Genomic DNA, 17487 nt, shown 5'->3' on the forward strand with positions numbered 1-17487 from the left:
TGTGTATATAGAAATCGTCGTAAACGATTAAACCTGCGGTTTAATTTACTTGCTGGCATATACAATTTAGATTGGGTGAAAGATAAACAATTAAATTGGTTGAAAAATGATTTATGAAGGAAGTCTATTGAATGTGATGTCTGTAAACCATTGACTATTTGAACATCATCAGCCTGCAACGATTTACCAATTATTGAAGCTGAAGTAACTAGTATAGTAACGCCATTATTTAAAAGCCAAAAGTCTTCATTCTCTTCATCTAATGTATTCCTAATATCTTCATTGACACCATTTAAACCCATAAATGATCGAACATTTGAATCAAAAATGTACTTCTTCAAGATATTATTTTCAGTAATAAATTTATAATAATCACTTAGTTTAGTTAAAATAACATAGCGCTCACCACTTGATAATATATCTTTAAATGGTAGCTCAAGAGTATAATTTTTAACTTTTCTATAATACTTGTTTAATTCACTTGCACCAAAAAAATTAAATTTAACATTAGCCACGCTAAAGTTGTTCTCAAATATTTTTTCAACCTGTTTTGATCTTAATAAAACTTCTTGCCCAATCTCACTTTCATTTCCTCTAGAGGCATAATATATTTCGACTGAAAAATTAGTTAATTTTGGTGAAACTTTCCGATAACAATATATAAATTTATCTCTTTGATCTAAAAGCTGTTTGTTATAACCACCTGAAAGCTCATTATTTAATATGGAGAAATCAAAAAATTCAGTAATTGTAGCTATTAAAGCATCTAAAGTAGCTTGTTTAAATGTTTCATGAGATTTACAGGTTACTATAACCAATTTTAATTCTACACTTGACTTTGGCCACACAAAATCTTTTATATCATCTAATAAATGCCCATTTATAAAAATATAAAAAGCATCAACTCCTCCATCCTGACGGCCATCAACTACACCACTCATAATTTCATCAAATGATAAATCTTCATCTTTTAAAATTTGCTCAAAAGCCAAAAACTCGAAACACTCATCTCTTTTACTAGACGGAAGACCTTGCTCAACGCGATCGTCAATAATTCCATCAATTAAAATTGCATCATTTTTTGCCATAACTTATCCGTGATTTTTTGGATTATATTTTTATATAATTAAAAATTAACATATTTTTTATTCAAATACAGTTACCACTTAATTTTTATCTACATTTAACTTTAAAGACAATATAGCTATTAAAAAGTATCCTTTATTGCCAAAATCGAAGACTTAGGACGCATTCAACTCTCAAAGTCCTTCTTTATGTGTGTCTAGCACCCTCCCCCCAGCCCTCTCCCATAGGGAGAGGGAGTATCACCTAATCTATTTGATACACGTAGTTCCCTCTCCTTTCAGGAGAGGGTTAGGGAGAGGTCTTAAAAATCAAGCACAAGAGAGAGGCTCTTTGAAAGCAAGCGCGAATAAAAACTAAAAAGCTCTAGTTAGATACTCCATACCACTACAACATAAACATATACCCCAAAGATCTTTGATTATTCACCTATCTGTCACCCAAAATTCAGGTACAAGGAGAAAAATCAATGATCAACCAACTTTGGAATACAGTCTGGACTAGACATCATAAAACTAAGGACCTATTCAAACGTTTAAACCCTCACTTCATTTTATCTCAACAGATTCAAGCGAACTCAGATTCAACTGACAATACTCACTCTAATACTAAACAACAGAATGGGTTCAAAGGTTCCTACAACAAAACCCAATGGCTTGGATTATTCCTCGGCCCATTGGTATTTGCATGGTTATACTTTGGTATGAGTTTTGAAGGTTTATCTTCAGAAGGTCAAGGTGTTTTAGCACTCACCGCCTGGCTTTCCATCTGGTGGATTTTAGAAGTTCTACCTTTAGGCATTACCTCTTTGCTGCCTATTGTCGTGATGCCAATGATGGGGACTTTGACCATCGCCAAAGTCACCTCCAGTTATACAGACCCGAATATTTTCTTATTTTTAGGTGGCTTTGCAATCGCGATTGCAATTGAAAAATGGAATCTGCACGAACGCATTTCATTAGGCATTATTAGTTTTTCCGGGTCTACCGTGAATGGTCTGATTTATGGATTCATGTTCGCCACAGCGTTTTTATCCATGTGGATTTCAAACGTAGCAACGGTCATGATGCTCTTACCGATCGGAATGGCAATTGTTTATAAAATCATTTCCTTACTCAAACAAGAAGCAAGTCACGATCCGGATGATGAGGTCAAATTTACTAAAGCCATTGTTTTTGCAATTGGATTTGGTGGCATTATTGGTGGCAGTGCAACCCTGATTGGTACCCCACCCAACCTGATTCTGGCAGGACTGGTCAAAGAAATTTATGGCTATGAAATTGGATTTGCACAATGGTTCATTTTTGCTTTTCCCCTTTGCTTAATTCTAGCCATATTCACAACCTTTTGGTTGACCAAAATTGCCTATCCAATGAAAGCGAAGAAAATCACTGAAGGCAAAACATTTATTCAGTCAGAAAAAAACCGCTTAGGCAAAATGTCCTATGAAGAAAAAGCGGTCGCAATCATCTTTACCCTGACCGCTTTTATGTGGTTAACGCGTACATTTATCTGGAAAGATATTATTCCAGGTATCTCGGATACCATGATCGCTATTACAGCGGCAATGGCTCTATACGCAATACCTGCAACGGATGGCAAACGTCTTTTAAATGCAGATTCGCTTAATGAAATGCCTTGGGATGTTTTATTGCTGGTCGGTGGTGGTCTTGCCTTGGCTGCTGGCTTTAGTAATACTGATTTATCACAGTGGATTGGACAGCAATTATTATCACTGCAAAATCTGCCATATATTGTGGCATTATTACTTACCACAACATTAACGATTAGTCTTACTCAAGTATCACCAAACACAGCGGTAACCACTATTTTTGTTCCAATTGCAGGAACTTTGGCTCTAGCTTTAGATGTACATCCTTTACCATTAATGGCCGCTGCTGCACTTGGTGCTGGCTTTGCCTTTATGCTACCTATTGGCACACCATCTCAAGCTGTTATCTTTGCAACGGGTAGAGTAAGTATTCGAGATATGCTTATGCAAGGGACATTAGTCACTGTTCTCGCCACCCTTTTAATCGTAGTATCCGTCTATCTTATTTTCCCGCTGACTTTTGGTTTGGAACTATTTAGCTTCCCAGCTGCATGGAAATAATCGATATTTAATCATTCACTCTATAGAAATCCTCTCCTTTTAGGAGAGGTGTCCTTATTGATATAAAAGCTTCTAAGCTGGTATATAATTGATTAAATAATATAGAAAAACAAAAATGACAACCGAAATCTTACTTACCATCATTCAAGTAGTAATTGACATATTCGCAGTTGTTATTGTCTTTTTGCTCATTATTCCTAAAAGCTGTAAATGGCTCTCTGAAATGCAACCTGAACCACGTAGAAAACAACGCGGAGATTTTTCCTATGAAATTTAAGTGATCTTCTACCCCATCTACTGGCTGATTAAAATCATCATCGCTATCTTCAAATAAACTCAAAAACCACTTATTCCCCTCGAATCAATCCCAACTTATTCCACACATCCGGTGTCAAAAACGTCACCACCAATTTATTTAAATCAATATATCGCACCACGCCCTTGAGCTGCTCTTTCACTGCTGGAGTTTTTAGAATTTCTTCACCCGTAATACTGCCCAGTTCCTGAAAACTATTACCAACAGCTGGCAAACCTTCTGCCTGAATCACGGCTTTGGTCTGTGCTGAACATTGCTCCACCAATATACGCTGCAACACCGTCGCCAGATTCTTATCTAATGCTTCCTTTTGAGTCGCGGTCACATTACTAAAAGCCTTTAAGTCGGGATGATTACCCAATGCCACAAAAGTCCATTGCAACACCGTCGTCTTATCCGTTGTTGTGGTCGATTTCACCAGACAATCACTCAACTGATCCACCGTGGGCCCGGCCGATGCAAATTGAGTTGCACTGCATAAAGCAAGCGCCATTACAGCAGCACAGCCCATACGGGAAAATGTGTGGCGAACAGCAGTGAATACACTACGAGACATCAGGCAAACTCCTATTAACAATGAATTCTTTGTATCACAAACCGCCTCTGCTCACCTGTTATCCATCTGTAAAAATAAATATTATTCTTTTACTTAGCTCAAAATTCCATGATTTTAAAAACTATTATTATTCGACCAAAGAAGGTTTCCATTTTCTTATCACTGTCACCTACTTATGCTAAGGTTCTCTAAAACAGTAAAAGTATACTTTTCGAGGGGAAAAACATGTCTAAGCAAATTCTGATGCTGGTTGGCGACTATGCCGAAGATTATGAAACTATGGTGCCATTTCAGTTTCTGACTGGCCTAGGCTATACCGTGCATGCAGTGTGTCCTGACAAAAAAGCGGGAGATAGCATTGCAACAGCCATTCATGACTTTGAAGGCGAGCAAACTTATAGCGAAAAACGTGGTCATAACTTTGCCATTAACTATGATTTTACTGCGGTAAATTCACAGGAGTATGTGGGACTGGTCATTCCTGGTGGACGTGCGCCTGAATACTTGCGTATGAATGATCGTGTGGTCGAGATTGTGCGTGAATTCGATGCAGCACAAAAACCGATTGCTGCAGTGTGTCATGGCGCGCAGCTTTTAGCCGCTGCTGATATATTAAAAGGCCGTGTCTGTTCTGCTTATCCTGCTTGCGCTGCTGAAGTGAAATTGGCAGGCGGTCAATATGCCGACATTGCTGTTACTGAAGCGGTTACCGATGGTCATCTGGTTACTGCGCCTGCATGGCCTGCTCACCCGGCTTGGATGGCACAATTTGTTAAAGCTTTAGGCGCCACCATTCGCCTTTAATGCTTTATGCCAAAGATTCTAAACTTGCTGGACTCTAAGCGGGTTTAGAATCTTTCCTATCATAATTGCAACTGCTTAAACCTCATTGATCAAGAAAAACATCTAATTGATTTGCTTCAGCATATTCTTCGCACCACTATGATTATAGTTAGTCGCCAAGTTTTGCAACACTCGTTTGGCCTGAGCTTTAGAGTTCGGGAAGCGATTCGCATAAGCAGGAATACCATTCAGGCAGCGTGCCACCAGCATTCCCGACTCGGTATATACCCGGGTGCCTTCTGTTCCTTGTAACTTGCCATAATTATAAGCACGCTGCGCATTATTACAGGCATTGTTCAGATTTTTACCGCTATTAATATCACGACGGGCTACCACATAGAGCTTCATCTGCTGCTGTTGTGGCGTTTCCACTTTACGGCGCGTTACAACTGCAGGCTGTTCTAGAGGTACTTTACTTTCTTGTTTATCTGTTTCTTTTTTATCAAGAACAGCTTTATCGACCTCTTTCACGGTAGTTTTAGCTTCTGCTTTATCATTGCCCGGTTTCCTGACTTTAGAGGCGGTCTTATGAGCCTGATAAAAATTATGCGCTTCATTCAACGTGAACATCTGTGTCAATAAACGTACTGCCCGCGTGCCCTTCTTATCCTGCTGGCGCTCGGAAACAGGTTCAATCGATACAATCCAGTTTTTTTGTGCCTGGCTCGACAAATGGCACTGATAGGCACCAATCCCTTGGGTAACATAACGATTTTTATTTAGACTGCTTCTTTGGGCATTCTCTTTGACCAGACTTAGGCGGCTTCGATGTAACAGGGAAAACTTCCCGCCCTGTTCATGACAATACTGGCTGAGGACGGTACGGGGATATAAAGATTGCGGTTCCAGATGCTGTCGGGCTGCGTCCCATACATAGACATACTCTTTTGCCTGACCATTTTCTAAGTTTAAATTTCTTTTGACAATCACTTCTTGAGGGCTAACAAAAGGGTGCAAAGCCTTGGGTTTTGAGGGCATCATGCTATTACAGCCCGCTAAAATTATTGTACTTATTGTTAGAATTATGAATTTTAATTGCACAGCAAACATCTCAACCCAGATTAAGCTATAACATATAGCAAATACAAAAAAACGACAATCACAAGATATTGATAAATATCGGAATTAAAGTAAACACTCGCACAGATCATCACCAAAGGTGTTAAGTATGACAACCTTTGTTTTATAAAAATGGATTTTGTTAACATTTTAATGGTTCATCAATCGGACAAATCACTGTATTTAAATTTTAACCACAACCTGCTCACCTAAAAGCCGAAGAAACGAGTTGTTCGGTTATCCATTCTAAATATACTCAAGATCTTTTTATTACTTTATTGCCTCCCTAAACATTGATTCACTTCTTCTATATCCTCTAGATGAGATTAGAAAATTGAATCATTTCAAATATGTAAAATATATTTTTATATACACCCAGTATGTAAATTAAAATAGCAGTCATACTGACTCTCAGACACTAGATAAGAGAAAACGGTTAAATATCCTGACACTGAGAGGTTGCGACCATTAAGCAGCACATAGAGCAGTGAATTTGTTGGCTCATTTTCTCGCTTTCCCCTGAAAAAAAACACAAAAAAAGGCCAAACTTTGAATGTTTGGCCTTAAAATCAAATATTTTAAAACTCACTTATTTAATATGAGATTCAAACGCTTTCAAACGTTTATAGATCGACAAGAGTTCAATAATCGTCGGCCAAGACATAATCAGGTATTGAAAAGACTCGCGAACTTTGCCAAAAACATTCATGATTTGCATCATTAAGCCCAGCGTAATCGTGCCCGCAGCAATACTTGGGAACAGAATAAATAGTCCGTAAATATTATCGAGCTGCAAATACCAGATCCGCACCATATTGAAATAGGCATAATGGAAATATAAACGGAAATAGTTCCAGCGTACCCGGCTAAAAAGTTCCTGCAAGGTCAAAGGATGGGCGCGATCTTCATAATCTTCGCCGTAAACCAGCTCTTTCCGATAGGCAGCTTCTACTTTCTGGTTATTAAATTCCAGTCCTGGCAGCTTCATGCCAACGATTATCAAGATCACCGTTCCCAGTGCTGCCCAACCAATTGATGCCCACACCAAACTATGTTGAATCTCCCCGACAAAAGGCAAAACTTTTACATGCGAGGACAGTTGGTACAAAACAGGCAAAAAAGCCATCAATAACATAAGGGATTCAATCAGGGAAACACTGAGCTGCTCGGTGGTCTTGGCAAAACGCATGGTATCTTCCTGAATACGCTGTGATGCCCCTTCAATATGACGCAGTTTTTCCCAGTGTGCAGTGTAATAATCATTCATTGCAGTACGCCAGCGGAATACATAATGGCTGACAAAAAACAGGTTAAAGACTGCCAGCGTGACATAAATCATGGCAATATAAATAAAGGTCAATGCCTCCTGGTAAAGAAACTTTACATCCCCTCCACCTTGACTGAGCATATTCTGAATCTGGTTATAAAACGGATTGTACCATTCGTTCAGCACCACATTGACCTGTACGCCAAACCAGATATTAAACAGGATAAAAGCTGATCCCCAGACGGACCAGCGCTGCCATGGGTGATGGGCTTTAAACCGCCAAAACAAAGCAAACAAAGTGGTAGCGACAAAGAACCATAGATAAAACCAGATAAATTTCGGGGTCCAGAAGCGGTTAATTCCAATAGGAAGAGTTGCATCCTGATACCCTTGTGCCAAGCCGAGATAAACACCCCAGCCTGAACCACCGCTATGCCAAAGGCCGAGATTGATTAGAAACCACAAGACCAGACTGCTGAAAAACCAGACCGGTCGCGGAAAAAATGACTTGAACATAGAGGTATAACTCTCCTTTTATCTCTGGTTCAGAAATGAAGCACAGTGTATTCTTATTTTTAGCTTGAGAACCTGCGACAGCATTATTTTTCAATTTAATGCAAAAAACAACAGATGAATATAAAACATTGATGTAATCAATATAATAGATCTCTTGCGAAAGTAAAAACCGCCTCAATATAAATTTCATGAGATATCAAAAATTAAATCGTTTTTCAGATTCTGAATTCAAACGCTTGGTTGGCGCACCTCGACAAGTTTTTACTGGAATGGTAGAGGTTCTAGAAAAAGCTGAATCACTCAAAAAGAAATCAGGTCGTCCTCATACTTTAAATATAGAGGACCAGTTGTTATTGACTCTCAATTACTTACGAAACTACAGTACTCAACTGGAATTGGCGGCAAATTACCATATCGCTGAAAGTAATGTGAATTGAACCATTAAAAAGGTTGAAAATGCATTGATGAAATCAAGACGTTTTATCCTGCCAAAACGAAGCATTACCACAGCAGACGAACACTTTAACTGGGTCATTATTGATGCTACAGAATGTTCAATTGAACGCCCGAAAAAAATCAGATTAAGTTCTACAGGGGTAAAAGAAGAAACATACGCTAAAAGCCCAAGTGATCTATCATCCGAAGAGTAAACAAATCATAGGGCTAGATATATAGAATGGCAGTCAGCATGACATTAAACTGGCAAGAACAACGGTTAAGAAATTTAACCATTGTGAATATGTTATTACCGATTTAGGATACTACGGATTAGAGCAAGACGGCTTTAAATTATTGATGCCAATAAAGAAACAGAAGAATTTCCCCTTATTTGATGTTGAGAAAAAGTACAATAACATGATTGGAAAAATACGGGTTGTGATCGAACACATCAATAGTCAATTGAAAACATTTAGAATATTGAGTGGGCGCTATCGAAATAGACGGAAAAGATTCGGTTTACGCATTAATTTAATCGCTGCATTAGTAAACCGAATAAACTCGCAATAAGGACTTTCGCAAGAGGTCTAAGCTATCTATTGTTTCTAATGACATTTGTTTATTGGTAATAATATCATTTTCGAAACTATCATGATCTGCCTCATAGTTTCCAATTAAAGACCCTACTTTACGAACAGTATAGATGAATAATTCATTATTCATTTCGGATTTATTATTAATAGTGTTGTACGCTGTAGTATACAATCTTCGCGATTGATTTATATCATCTGCGATGGTGATAGTTCGAGATTTAAGTGCATTACTAATTTCATTCTCACGCTCTTTTATGCTTGTATCATTCGCATGGCTACAACCTACTAAAGTTAAGCCAACTAATAAAATTACCCAATACTTCATAAGTATTTACCAATTCTTTGTATCAAGGATTTCGTTTTCTTCAGAGATTGGAACTTGATAACCATACTCGGTTCGACATAGTTCATAAGCTTGTCTATTCCGTTTTTTATTGAAAATCATTTGATATACTCTATGCCCAATCATCAATGTACCTCTATTATTTCGATTATTTGTCGCTAATGCAGTGTACTTTGCTTTATCAAAAATACCGTATCCTGCTGGAGTGAGCTTTATAATATCTTCTAAATTTTTATAGTGTTCCGCAACTCGTATATCAAAACTATCTTTCAAAAGTTCTGTAGCTGCGATCAGTGCTTTATAAAAATTTAGTCGCTTTACTGAGCCAGCTCGGCTATGAAAAATTTGAAATGGTAATCTAAGATGAAAAAATTAAACATATGATTTTACTGCATAGACCACACCCTGAAAATGAAATCAAAGGTGGGGCATTGAAAGCTGTAAAACAGGTACTCAAGCAAGAGGGATTTTTATGAGCTATTTAAAATACAAAGGTTATCTCGGCACAATTGAGCCTGATATTGAAACAGGTGAGTTATTTGGAAAACTTGCTTTTATTCGTGATCTTATTACCTATGAAGCGGAAACTTTAAAAGCCCTTGAGCAAGCTTTTCAGGAATCTGTAGACGGCTATTTAGAATCATGTGCTGAACTAGGAAAATCTCTTGATCAACTATTCAAAGGCACTTTTAATGTCCGTATTAGCCCTGAATTGCACCGTAAGGCGGTTTTAGCATCAAGTAATTCTCTAAATGCCTTTGTCAGTGATGCAATTCAAGAAAAGTTAATGCGTTTAGGTACATAATTTATTGAAGCTTAGGCTACTAAATAAAAATCGAAAAACTCAGCAAAAATGGTAACTTAGAACTCCAATTTTTAGTTTTGTATAAGGTGTATTATGTTAATTTCAGGAGAATTTAATTTATAGTCTCAATGAAAATCTAATTCTGATTTAAATATTTTTTTAAGCATTCCCATTCTTTGCGATATTTAAATTTATATAAATTCGCAGATAACTTTTTTCTCCACGTAATATCTTTTTCATCCATCGCATGCTTTTGAATATCCTTAATTAACTCCTCTTTATCAAAACTACTCCAAATTGGAGAAATCGTTTGTTCAAGATTTTCAGAGCAAATTGGTGCAACATTATAAAATAATTGAAATTCAATAACTTTTATATCGTAATTAGAAATTTCTTTAGCTATTTTTTTATAATCAACTTCATTATCAACAAATAAAAATGATAGTGAAAACCATAACTGATCTAAAGTCATATTAATTTCCATCTTATAAATTCAGCTGATTCTTCTTCGAAAGTATCACTAGCATGATCTCCTAGGATTCCTCCTATTATTGCTCCAACAATCATAATGGCTAATGTACAAGCAGCTGCATATGGTCCACATGCAGCTCCCAATCTTGAAAATCTAGCGAATTGACCTGTTAAGCTTGCTCCTAGAGTCCTACCACTAGTACCAATAACATGAACCTGTCTAGGCATCAAATTAGCGCCACACGTGAACTTATCACCGACATACGCCACAGCTTTACCATTAAAAACCACATGGTCATTACTCTTAATCAAAGTTGACCAGGTTTTGCATTTAGGACAAGAAAAACCATCTCCCGCACGAAGAAATAGGTTTCCCATTTGGGAACTTCGAGATTGAGTGGATAACACTGTTCCACCGTGACTTGTTGCAGATCCATGAATGCCAAATCCTTTAGACATTTTTTGATGCTCCAAGAGCGGAAGTCATAAATCCGTCGTGGATAATTGCGTCATGATATAAACGTAAAACATGTGATGTAATTGGACTATTGATGATTTCATCACCGTTTTCTAGTGGTGATCCAACCAATTCTGATGATCGATTATGAACAGTGATAGCGCTACCAGCTCCAGAGATAATTTTCGTACTAGAACCATCAGTATATATGGCTTCATCACCAACTAACGCTAAAGAAACGCCTTTAACTTTATAGGTATTCGTAGAGGCTCTTATCAATCCACCATCTCTAGTTTTAGATCTGTTAAATGCAGCATAGAATTTACTATAAGGTTTATGATTCCAATACAATTGTTCTGCTTCTTGAATCTTTATAATGTCTTCTTTTGAAAGTTTTTTCAGCTGCTCTTCTGGCAGTTCATGCAAAAAAGTAGGGCTAGTCATGGCTAGATCCAATTGTTCTAATTCAATAAAGAATAACAAATTATAAAGTGAAGCAAAAATTTAAAATGTAGTAGTTGAATATTCTACTGACTTGGGATCTATTTAACATAATGGAGGTTATACGAAATTTGAGAAAAAGCATTGATAAAGTACTACTATGTAGTACAATAAAATTGCTACATAGTAGTAGGTAGTATGGAAGCTTGATGTATACAATATGCGAAACATCTTTGTTCAGTAAGTTTTATTCAGACTATTGAACAGAAAAAGAATACAACGAGTTTAAAATTTTTCTTGCTTCCAATCCTGAAGTTGGTGATGTAGAACCTAACTCAGGAGAAATACGTAAAGTTTATTGGAGATCAGGTAAGACAGGTAAAAGCGGTAGAGTCAGAGTAATCTATTACAACCGTCTAGCTAACGCACAAATATGGTTACTTACCATTTATGGGAAATCTGCTGTTGATCAACTCGATAAAAAAGTACTACGTGCTTTAGTGGAGAAGTTAAATGAATCACTCAAATGATATTGTAAGCCGTGATGCTGAACGAGATATTGGTGCTGAATTACTTATGGCAGTAGATGAAATGCTTGCCAATGTTCCAGTCAAAACTTATACCATCACTCAAACTGATGTCGCTTTAGCTCGCCAAAAATCAGAGTTAAGCCAACGTGAATTTGCCGAAACTTTAGGTGTATCTGTGCGTACTTTGGAAAGTTGGGAACAAGGTGTACGTAAACCATCTAAAGCGGCACAATCCTTAATTAACCCGGATCCTGCTTAAGCCGATGATTCCTTAATTTGAATTGTTGGCTTATTTTGATGGGTTAATTGATATGCACATAGTGAGGCGTAAATTCCACTCAGAAATCCATGAAGACTACGTGCTTTACTCGTCACTAAATTGTATTGTCCCTTCAATAAACTGAATAATGTTTCTATCTTATTGCGTTGTCTTAGGTGATATTCATCTGATGCACAGAGTTGAATAGCCTACATATTCTTTCGATGATAAGTAATTAAATCAATACCTTGATCTTTCAATCTGATTTTTAATTCTTGGCTGATGTAACCTCGATCCCCATAAAGTTTTGCTTCTATACCAGCAACCAATTGCTCATCCATTTTTATGTCAGCAACATGTCCATTCGATAAAGCAGAACAGGCAATTTCACCAAATTGATTCATCGCAATATGTAATTTACAGCCATAAAACCAGCCCATTGAGCTTCTACCACGTGATGCAATTTGGACTAATGATTTATGACGCTGAATACGTTGATTTTTACAAACTGGCAGAGTTGTTGAATCAATCCATAAATATTGTGTAGTTTGGTCTTTCATCAGCGCCACATGTAAAGCGTGTAGGGCCAATTGGTGCATATTGATCAGATGAATCATCCTTTGATAGCAAGGCAAGTACTTAAATAAATGGCTTTTATCTTCTTTTAACCAGGTGAAAAAGGCTTTGAAATTATTGAAATGAGAGCATTTGTACCAAATGGCAATAAAGCAGATTTCTGAAATTGTGAGTTGAGCAGTTCTGATTCTTAAGGAACCACAGTTTTGTTTGAGAAACTCCCAATAAGTTGATTCAAATTTAAGAAAAAAATCATCAATTACGCAGAATAATTCGGTACTATTGAACATCAGGACTAGAGTTGTGAGTTTGGTGTGGTAACTCAACTGATGGCTCTAGTCCTCTTATTTTTCAAGTCAATTTCTTATCCGCGATTCGGGTTAATTAAGCTGTTTATCAAAGATCCTTCTTTTGTTAGAGAAGCTCTTAGCTAATTAAAAAATATAGTAAAAATGGGAGCTAAAGGCTCCCATTTTTGACTTCGCATAACGTGTATTATGTTAAATAAGATACCAGAGGCTGTGGCTTCTATCGAGAGAAATTAACATGCTAAAATCTGTAAAATTATTTAATTACATTAAGAATGTTTATTGCTCATTTACCATCAGGTTATATCCTTGCTAAATTTTTAGATAAAAAATTAAAGCAAACTAAAATTAGTAAAAAAGCTTTTTTCGCTATCATTATGATAGGAGCTGTTTTTCCTGATATCGATTTATTTTACTTTTATCTATTTGATAATAGGTCAGTTCATCATCATAAATATTTCTTACATTGGTTTTCTTTTTGGATCCCAATTTTCCTAATGTCTTATTTTTACTTTAAATTTTCTCAATACACTTCTAGATTAGCTCTGATAGTGCTCTTATTTTCAAGTGCTGCTCTTCTCCATATATCTTTAGATACCTTCGTAGGCGATGTTTGGCTGTTTGCACCATTCATTGATAAGCCATATGTGTTCTTTGAAGTCACTAACCGCTATCAACCATGGTGGCTAAACTTTATTTTTCATTGGTCTTTTAGTATGGAAATACTTATATGTATCAGTGCCTTAATTTTATATTTTAAAAATTAATTTTTCTTGAATGAGTACTTCAAAACTGTTTCTAAAATTAAATAAATTATTGAAAATACAATAAATAAAATAATGGTAAAGCAAGCAGTTAATAATGAAACATAACCTATATCTAAATGACAAGTTGTATAGGTAATCTCTGGTCCTGTAATACAGTAATCATTAAAATCACCTGTAGTTTTGGCATAATAAATTGGAAGCAAAGAAATAATAAATGAAATCAATGCTATAAATAAATATTTAATCGCCACCATGATAAGGTTCTCCTTTTGAATCTCCTTTATCATTCACTCTAATTTTATTGTTTTCTACAATCTGATTCCATGGTTTCCTTTCATAAAATTTTTTAACTTCTAAACCATACTGCAAAACAAACTTCGCATTAGTAGAATTGTACAAAGAGGCTATTTTTAATATATCTTTGTCTGGAACTCTCTCACTAATTAATTTGAGCATATATGCTCCTGTATCAATATTTGTCACAACATTATTGGCTTCTTCTCTTGTAAACAACATTGGCCAAGCTTCTACATTAATATTCGTTGGCCTAATAGATTTATTTTCTTTAATTTTACTTGGAATCACTTCAAAAACAGCATCATAATATCCATGAGTTGACTCCATATAAATAATTGATTTTAATAACTCAGGATCTATACTAAATTTTTTTGATGAGCTATCGATAGAATTTATATTATCAGTAACCTCTTGAAAGTAGCTTATTTCATACCAAACTGTGTCCTGTTTTAATTTATTATTTTCCTGTACATAAAAATAAAATTTTATATTGTAAATTATTGATTCTTGCCTACTAATTAAGCAGTCCACTACAGTCGTGGTATCACCTGAAATTTCAAAATTATAAGAAAAATCTTTAAGTGGGACATTTTTATACCAAAAATAAGTTTCATCTCTTTTAGGTATAATTTCTAATTTATATTGTCCAATATTTAATCGAGGTAATTCTAATTTCATACTAAAAAAACTACTTGAATGAATTACTTTATCACCTTGATAAATAATAGCTTTAAAAGATATATTTTGTTGTCTATCATCTTTAGATATTAAATTTACAGTCAATTTTCCATATGCTGAACATTGCATTACAGCTTCATTATTTCTTCTATTAGATAGTTTTAAGGTTTTAAATTGAGGCATTTTTAAAATCTCTTTTTAATTTTATATATCTAAAATCACTTGATATTTCAGCGTTTAATAAGTAGGAAAAATCATTTATTTTTAAATCTTTAAAAAAAATAAAACTCATTATATCAAAAACTTGATTAACATCATCAAAACCAGATTCAATTAAAATATTATAGTTATGATGAATAAAATCAAGTTTCTCATATACATCTAAGTCAGAATTTAGCTTATTATATTTAATGAAATTCATTAAATGAATATCTACCATTTTTTCATTTATTTTACTCATTAGTTCACTAGTAAAAATAATTTTTTGTTTATTTTCATAACATTTAAAAGAAATTTTATTAAAACCCAATGAAAGATAATCAAAGTATTCTATAAATTTTATATCCTTAAAAATTGAATTAAATTGCTCTAAATTAATGATATTTTTTAATAATTCAATAACTCTACTGTCGTAAAATCTAAAATGTAGATTTTCATTTTTATCTGTTGTTATCGATAAATTTTCAGATAGCTGCCCTCTTAGTTTTATAAGATCTTGTTCTGATTCAAAAAAAATTGATGTTGTATTGCTTAAAAAATCATGAAAGTTAACACCACTCTTAACGTTTATCAGGTATGGTGCTTCATCAAGTAAACTATTAATAACCATGTAGTCATCATATAGTTTTTCTTGTGAAAGAATAAAATCATTAAAATTTTCATTGAATTTATAAAAATCTAAATTATTAATAATTAAGTAATTAGACATAAATAACCTATTTTTTAATGAATACAGAGCCATTCTCAGCAGCTTTTTTCATGCAATCCAGACAAATACTTTTCGGTAACATGGGTAATGCTACTGTAGCAGTAGCTCCACTTTTAAAAAGATGCTGCCCTGCTTTCACTTCAAACTTTGCAGGAGTGATAATTTTAATACCATCTTTATTAATTATGATCTGAGAGCCACCAGCCATAGATTCACCTTTTTTATAAATTTATAAAATTTGAGCCTGAATTTGGCATAATATAAATAACTAATAATTCAATATTTTTAATAAAAGCATGACATTCATCATCGCTATACAACTGAATGATAGCATCATTGTCACAGCAGACAATAAAAAAGTGGTTTTAAAAGAAACAGGTGAAATTAAATTTAGCCCTGAAAAAACCGCTAAAATTTACTCATGGGATAAAGGAATAATCACAGGTACAGGTGAAAGTTATGTCATTAGCCGATCCATTGAATTATTTAAGCAATTGGCTCATTTAGATATCAATAAATTCCCACAATGCTTAGATATTTCAAAACAAATCAGAGAACTAGAAATTGGCACAGACTACTTTCAGGTCGAAAACACCAAGCTACTTTGTTCTAGTTACAGCGAACATGGCGCACAACTTTATATGATACAACGCTTTGAACCCTCAGAATCGTATGAACTCAGTGCCATTCCCCCTATGGATATTACCGTTTGGTTGTTTCATCCCCACATTGATTTCATTTCCAAGGATCTACAAAACCTCTATGGCGATCTAAAAGACTATGCTGCCTTTACTGATAAAGTGGACTGGATTAATTACTATATCAACCGTCTTGCACCGATCTACCAGAAGCAAAGCCAACAAGATCCGCTTATGAGCCAGAGTTTTGATTTCTTTTTTCAAGCGGAGAATGAATACATCACTGGTCATATTCCAAATACCCAAAAGACAGCCTTAGAATTTAAGGAAATTTCTACTAAATCTGATTCCATTTAACATAATAGAGCTTATACGAAATGCGCTTTAAAATAGCATTATTTATCAATAACCTAGCAACTCACCCTTGAGTACAAAATGCACAAAAATTAGCTTCTGTAATAAGTCGGTGAGTTTTTAAGCAACTTTGTAATATTTAGCCACTAAAATTGGTTAAAAAATACTCAATTTCCGTATTTTTGCCCAAGTAACAAGACTCTTGCATCCCAAATTATCCCTAATTTTTGTGGATAAAATTTAGGCTATTTTGTACGCCTTGGCGCACAGCAATATCGGCCCTTTGCGGCTATCCGTGATACTGGAATTTTCCTATGATGAAGTCATACAGGAACAGGATGTTCCAGAACAGAAAACAACAATAATAAGTTTACACACCAGGATCGTGAGGTACGACAGGAGTCATACCTAGCAACCCAATATGAGAAACCCCGGCAGGATGCCGGGGTTTTTTATTGCCTATCCTTTCTCATTTGCAAAACAAGCATAACGGTTCTAAAATATAGACTACAATCTATATATCGGTGTGGTATGTGGACAGTCATTACGACAGATCTATTTAATAACTGGCTTGAACAGCAGGATGAATCGACTCAAGAGAAGATCCTGGTTGTTCTACAGCAGCAGGGACCGAGTCTAGGCCGTCCTTTAGTAGATACAGTGTATGAGTCTAAGTTTACCAATATGAAAGAACTGCGTGTTCAACATCGCGGTAGACCACTAAGAGCTTTCTTCACATTTGATCCTTTACGACAGGCTATTGGGCTGTGTATTGGTAATAAAGGCGGTAAAAAACGTTTTTATAAAGACATGCTGGATATTTCATCTCACCACCCTAGGAGATAAATCTA

Annotated in this window: 20 protein-coding genes and 3 pseudogenes; 9 read left to right on the plus strand and 14 right to left on the minus strand. The window is 35.3% G+C overall.

Translation table 11 applies throughout. The annotated features are described in order from the left end of the window. Positions 1-1088, minus strand: a 1088-nt coding sequence (locus tag E2K52_RS15100) for an AIPR family protein (protein ID WP_171478821.1), incomplete at its 3' end; no start/stop codon positions are given. 464 nt (positions 1089-1552) lie between these two features. Between E2K52_RS15100 and E2K52_RS06915 the strand changes: the two genes are divergently transcribed. Further along, complete coding sequence (locus tag E2K52_RS06915; protein WP_151204422.1) at positions 1553-3196, plus strand: SLC13 family permease; 1644 nt, start codon at positions 1553-1555, stop codon at positions 3194-3196. Between the two features lie 347 nt (positions 3197-3543). Here the strand turns inward: E2K52_RS06915 and E2K52_RS06920 are convergent, their stop codons facing one another. Next, the gene (locus E2K52_RS06920; RefSeq protein ID WP_171478822.1) at positions 3544-4068 is read right to left on the minus strand and encodes a hypothetical protein; all 525 of its coding nucleotides are present in this window, start codon (positions 4066-4068) and stop codon (positions 3544-3546) included. Positions 4069-4293: 225 nt separating this feature from the next. Here E2K52_RS06920 and E2K52_RS06925 point away from each other — a divergent pair, with 225 nt between their 5' ends. Beyond that, complete coding sequence (locus tag E2K52_RS06925) at positions 4294-4872, plus strand: DJ-1/PfpI family protein (RefSeq protein WP_151204423.1); 579 nt, start codon at positions 4294-4296, stop codon at positions 4870-4872. A gap of 102 nt (positions 4873-4974) precedes the next feature. Here E2K52_RS06925 and E2K52_RS06930 read toward each other — a convergent pair whose 3' ends face one another. Both E2K52_RS06930 and sbmA read right to left on the minus strand, forming a co-directional pair. Continuing rightward, entirely contained in the window at positions 4975-5892 is a 918-nt protein-coding gene (locus E2K52_RS06930) for a hypothetical protein (protein ID WP_227548220.1), read from the minus strand. A 667-nt stretch (positions 5893-6559) separates the two neighbouring features. Next, positions 6560-7753: a peptide antibiotic transporter SbmA gene (gene sbmA, locus E2K52_RS06935; protein ID WP_151204424.1), complete on the minus strand. Its 1194-nt coding sequence runs from the start codon at positions 7751-7753 to the stop codon at positions 6560-6562. Between the two features lie 188 nt (positions 7754-7941). On the opposite strand from sbmA, the pseudogene E2K52_RS06940 reads away from it, so the two are divergent. Beyond that, positions 7942-8761 (plus strand): annotated as a pseudogene (locus E2K52_RS06940) (IS5 family transposase). Here the strand turns inward: E2K52_RS06940 and E2K52_RS06945 are convergent. Further along, entirely contained in the window at positions 8735-9109 is a 375-nt protein-coding gene (locus E2K52_RS06945) for a hypothetical protein (RefSeq protein WP_201798512.1), read from the minus strand. The pseudogene E2K52_RS06940 and the gene E2K52_RS06945 overlap by 27 nt on opposite strands. Before the next feature lie 6 nt (positions 9110-9115). Beyond that, positions 9116-9400 (minus strand): hypothetical protein, encoded by a 285-nt coding sequence (locus E2K52_RS06950; protein ID WP_227548221.1) that lies wholly within the window; start codon positions 9398-9400, stop codon positions 9116-9118. Between the two features lie 199 nt (positions 9401-9599). Here E2K52_RS06950 and E2K52_RS06960 point away from each other — a divergent pair, with 199 nt between their 5' ends. Continuing rightward, positions 9600-9932: a type II toxin-antitoxin system HicB family antitoxin gene (locus E2K52_RS06960; RefSeq protein ID WP_151204425.1), complete on the plus strand. Its 333-nt coding sequence runs from the start codon at positions 9600-9602 to the stop codon at positions 9930-9932. Between the two features lie 136 nt (positions 9933-10068). Here E2K52_RS06960 and E2K52_RS06965 read toward each other — a convergent pair whose 3' ends face one another. The 3 genes from E2K52_RS06965 to E2K52_RS06975 are packed head-to-tail and all read right to left on the minus strand — an operon-like array spanning position 10069 to position 11304. Next, positions 10069-10404 (minus strand): hypothetical protein, encoded by a 336-nt coding sequence (locus E2K52_RS06965; protein ID WP_151204426.1) that lies wholly within the window; start codon positions 10402-10404, stop codon positions 10069-10071. Continuing rightward, on the minus strand, positions 10401-10862 hold the full coding sequence (locus E2K52_RS06970; protein WP_151204427.1) for a PAAR domain-containing protein: 462 nt from the start codon (positions 10860-10862) through the stop codon (positions 10401-10403). The genes E2K52_RS06965 and E2K52_RS06970 overlap by 4 nt, the downstream gene beginning before the upstream one ends. Continuing rightward, entirely contained in the window at positions 10855-11304 is a 450-nt protein-coding gene (locus E2K52_RS06975) for a PAAR domain-containing protein (protein ID WP_151204428.1), read from the minus strand. Before E2K52_RS06975 ends, E2K52_RS06970 begins: the two co-directional genes overlap by 8 nt. Before the next feature lie 206 nt (positions 11305-11510). On the opposite strand from E2K52_RS06975, the pseudogene E2K52_RS15630 reads away from it, so the two are divergent. Together E2K52_RS15630 and E2K52_RS06985 are read left to right on the plus strand one after the other, a co-directional pair. Then, positions 11511-11831, plus strand: a pseudogene (locus E2K52_RS15630) (transcriptional regulator). Beyond that, on the plus strand, positions 11815-12090 hold the full coding sequence (locus E2K52_RS06985; protein WP_151204429.1) for a helix-turn-helix domain-containing protein: 276 nt from the start codon (positions 11815-11817) through the stop codon (positions 12088-12090). Before E2K52_RS15630 ends, E2K52_RS06985 begins: the two are co-directional and overlap by 17 nt. Here E2K52_RS06985 and E2K52_RS06990 read toward each other — a convergent pair. Further along, a pseudogene (locus E2K52_RS06990) lies at positions 12087-12956 on the minus strand (IS982 family transposase). The gene E2K52_RS06985 and the pseudogene E2K52_RS06990 sit on opposite strands and share 4 nt — an antisense overlap. A 293-nt stretch (positions 12957-13249) precedes the next feature. Here E2K52_RS06990 and E2K52_RS06995 point away from each other — a divergent pair. Further along, positions 13250-13741: a metal-dependent hydrolase gene (locus tag E2K52_RS06995; RefSeq protein ID WP_151204430.1), complete on the plus strand. Its 492-nt coding sequence runs from the start codon at positions 13250-13252 to the stop codon at positions 13739-13741. On the opposite strand, the gene E2K52_RS07000 is transcribed toward E2K52_RS06995, so the two are convergent. Genes E2K52_RS07000 through E2K52_RS07015 form a run of 4 tightly spaced genes read right to left on the minus strand, consistent with a single transcriptional unit; the run spans position 13738 to position 15852 of the window. Further along, entirely contained in the window at positions 13738-13995 is a 258-nt protein-coding gene (locus E2K52_RS07000) for a hypothetical protein (protein ID WP_151204431.1), read from the minus strand. The genes E2K52_RS06995 and E2K52_RS07000 overlap by 4 nt on opposite strands. Next, the gene (locus E2K52_RS07005; protein ID WP_151204432.1) at positions 13982-14899 is read right to left on the minus strand and encodes a hypothetical protein; all 918 of its coding nucleotides are present in this window, start codon (positions 14897-14899) and stop codon (positions 13982-13984) included. Before E2K52_RS07005 ends, E2K52_RS07000 begins: the two co-directional genes overlap by 14 nt. Continuing rightward, positions 14886-15644, minus strand: a complete 759-nt coding sequence (locus E2K52_RS07010; RefSeq protein ID WP_161981132.1) for a DUF4123 domain-containing protein — start codon at positions 15642-15644, stop codon at positions 14886-14888. The genes E2K52_RS07005 and E2K52_RS07010 overlap by 14 nt, the downstream gene beginning before the upstream one ends. 7 nt (positions 15645-15651) lie before the next feature. Beyond that, positions 15652-15852: a hypothetical protein gene (locus E2K52_RS07015; protein WP_151204434.1), complete on the minus strand. Its 201-nt coding sequence runs from the start codon at positions 15850-15852 to the stop codon at positions 15652-15654. A gap of 88 nt (positions 15853-15940) precedes the next feature. Here E2K52_RS07015 and E2K52_RS07020 point away from each other — a divergent pair, with 88 nt between their 5' ends. Both E2K52_RS07020 and E2K52_RS07025 read left to right on the plus strand, forming a co-directional pair. Continuing rightward, positions 15941-16639 carry a hypothetical protein gene (locus E2K52_RS07020; RefSeq protein ID WP_151204435.1) on the plus strand — a complete coding sequence of 233 codons (699 nt, stop codon included), beginning with the start codon at positions 15941-15943 and terminating at the stop codon, positions 16637-16639. A gap of 528 nt (positions 16640-17167) precedes the next feature. Then, complete coding sequence (locus tag E2K52_RS07025) at positions 17168-17482, plus strand: type II toxin-antitoxin system RelE/ParE family toxin (RefSeq protein WP_151204436.1); 315 nt, start codon at positions 17168-17170, stop codon at positions 17480-17482. Positions 17483-17487 lie beyond the last annotated feature (5 nt).

This window comes from Acinetobacter sp. RF14B, from assembly GCF_006864105.1.
Lineage (GTDB): Bacteria > Pseudomonadota > Gammaproteobacteria > Pseudomonadales > Moraxellaceae > Acinetobacter > Acinetobacter lwoffii_C.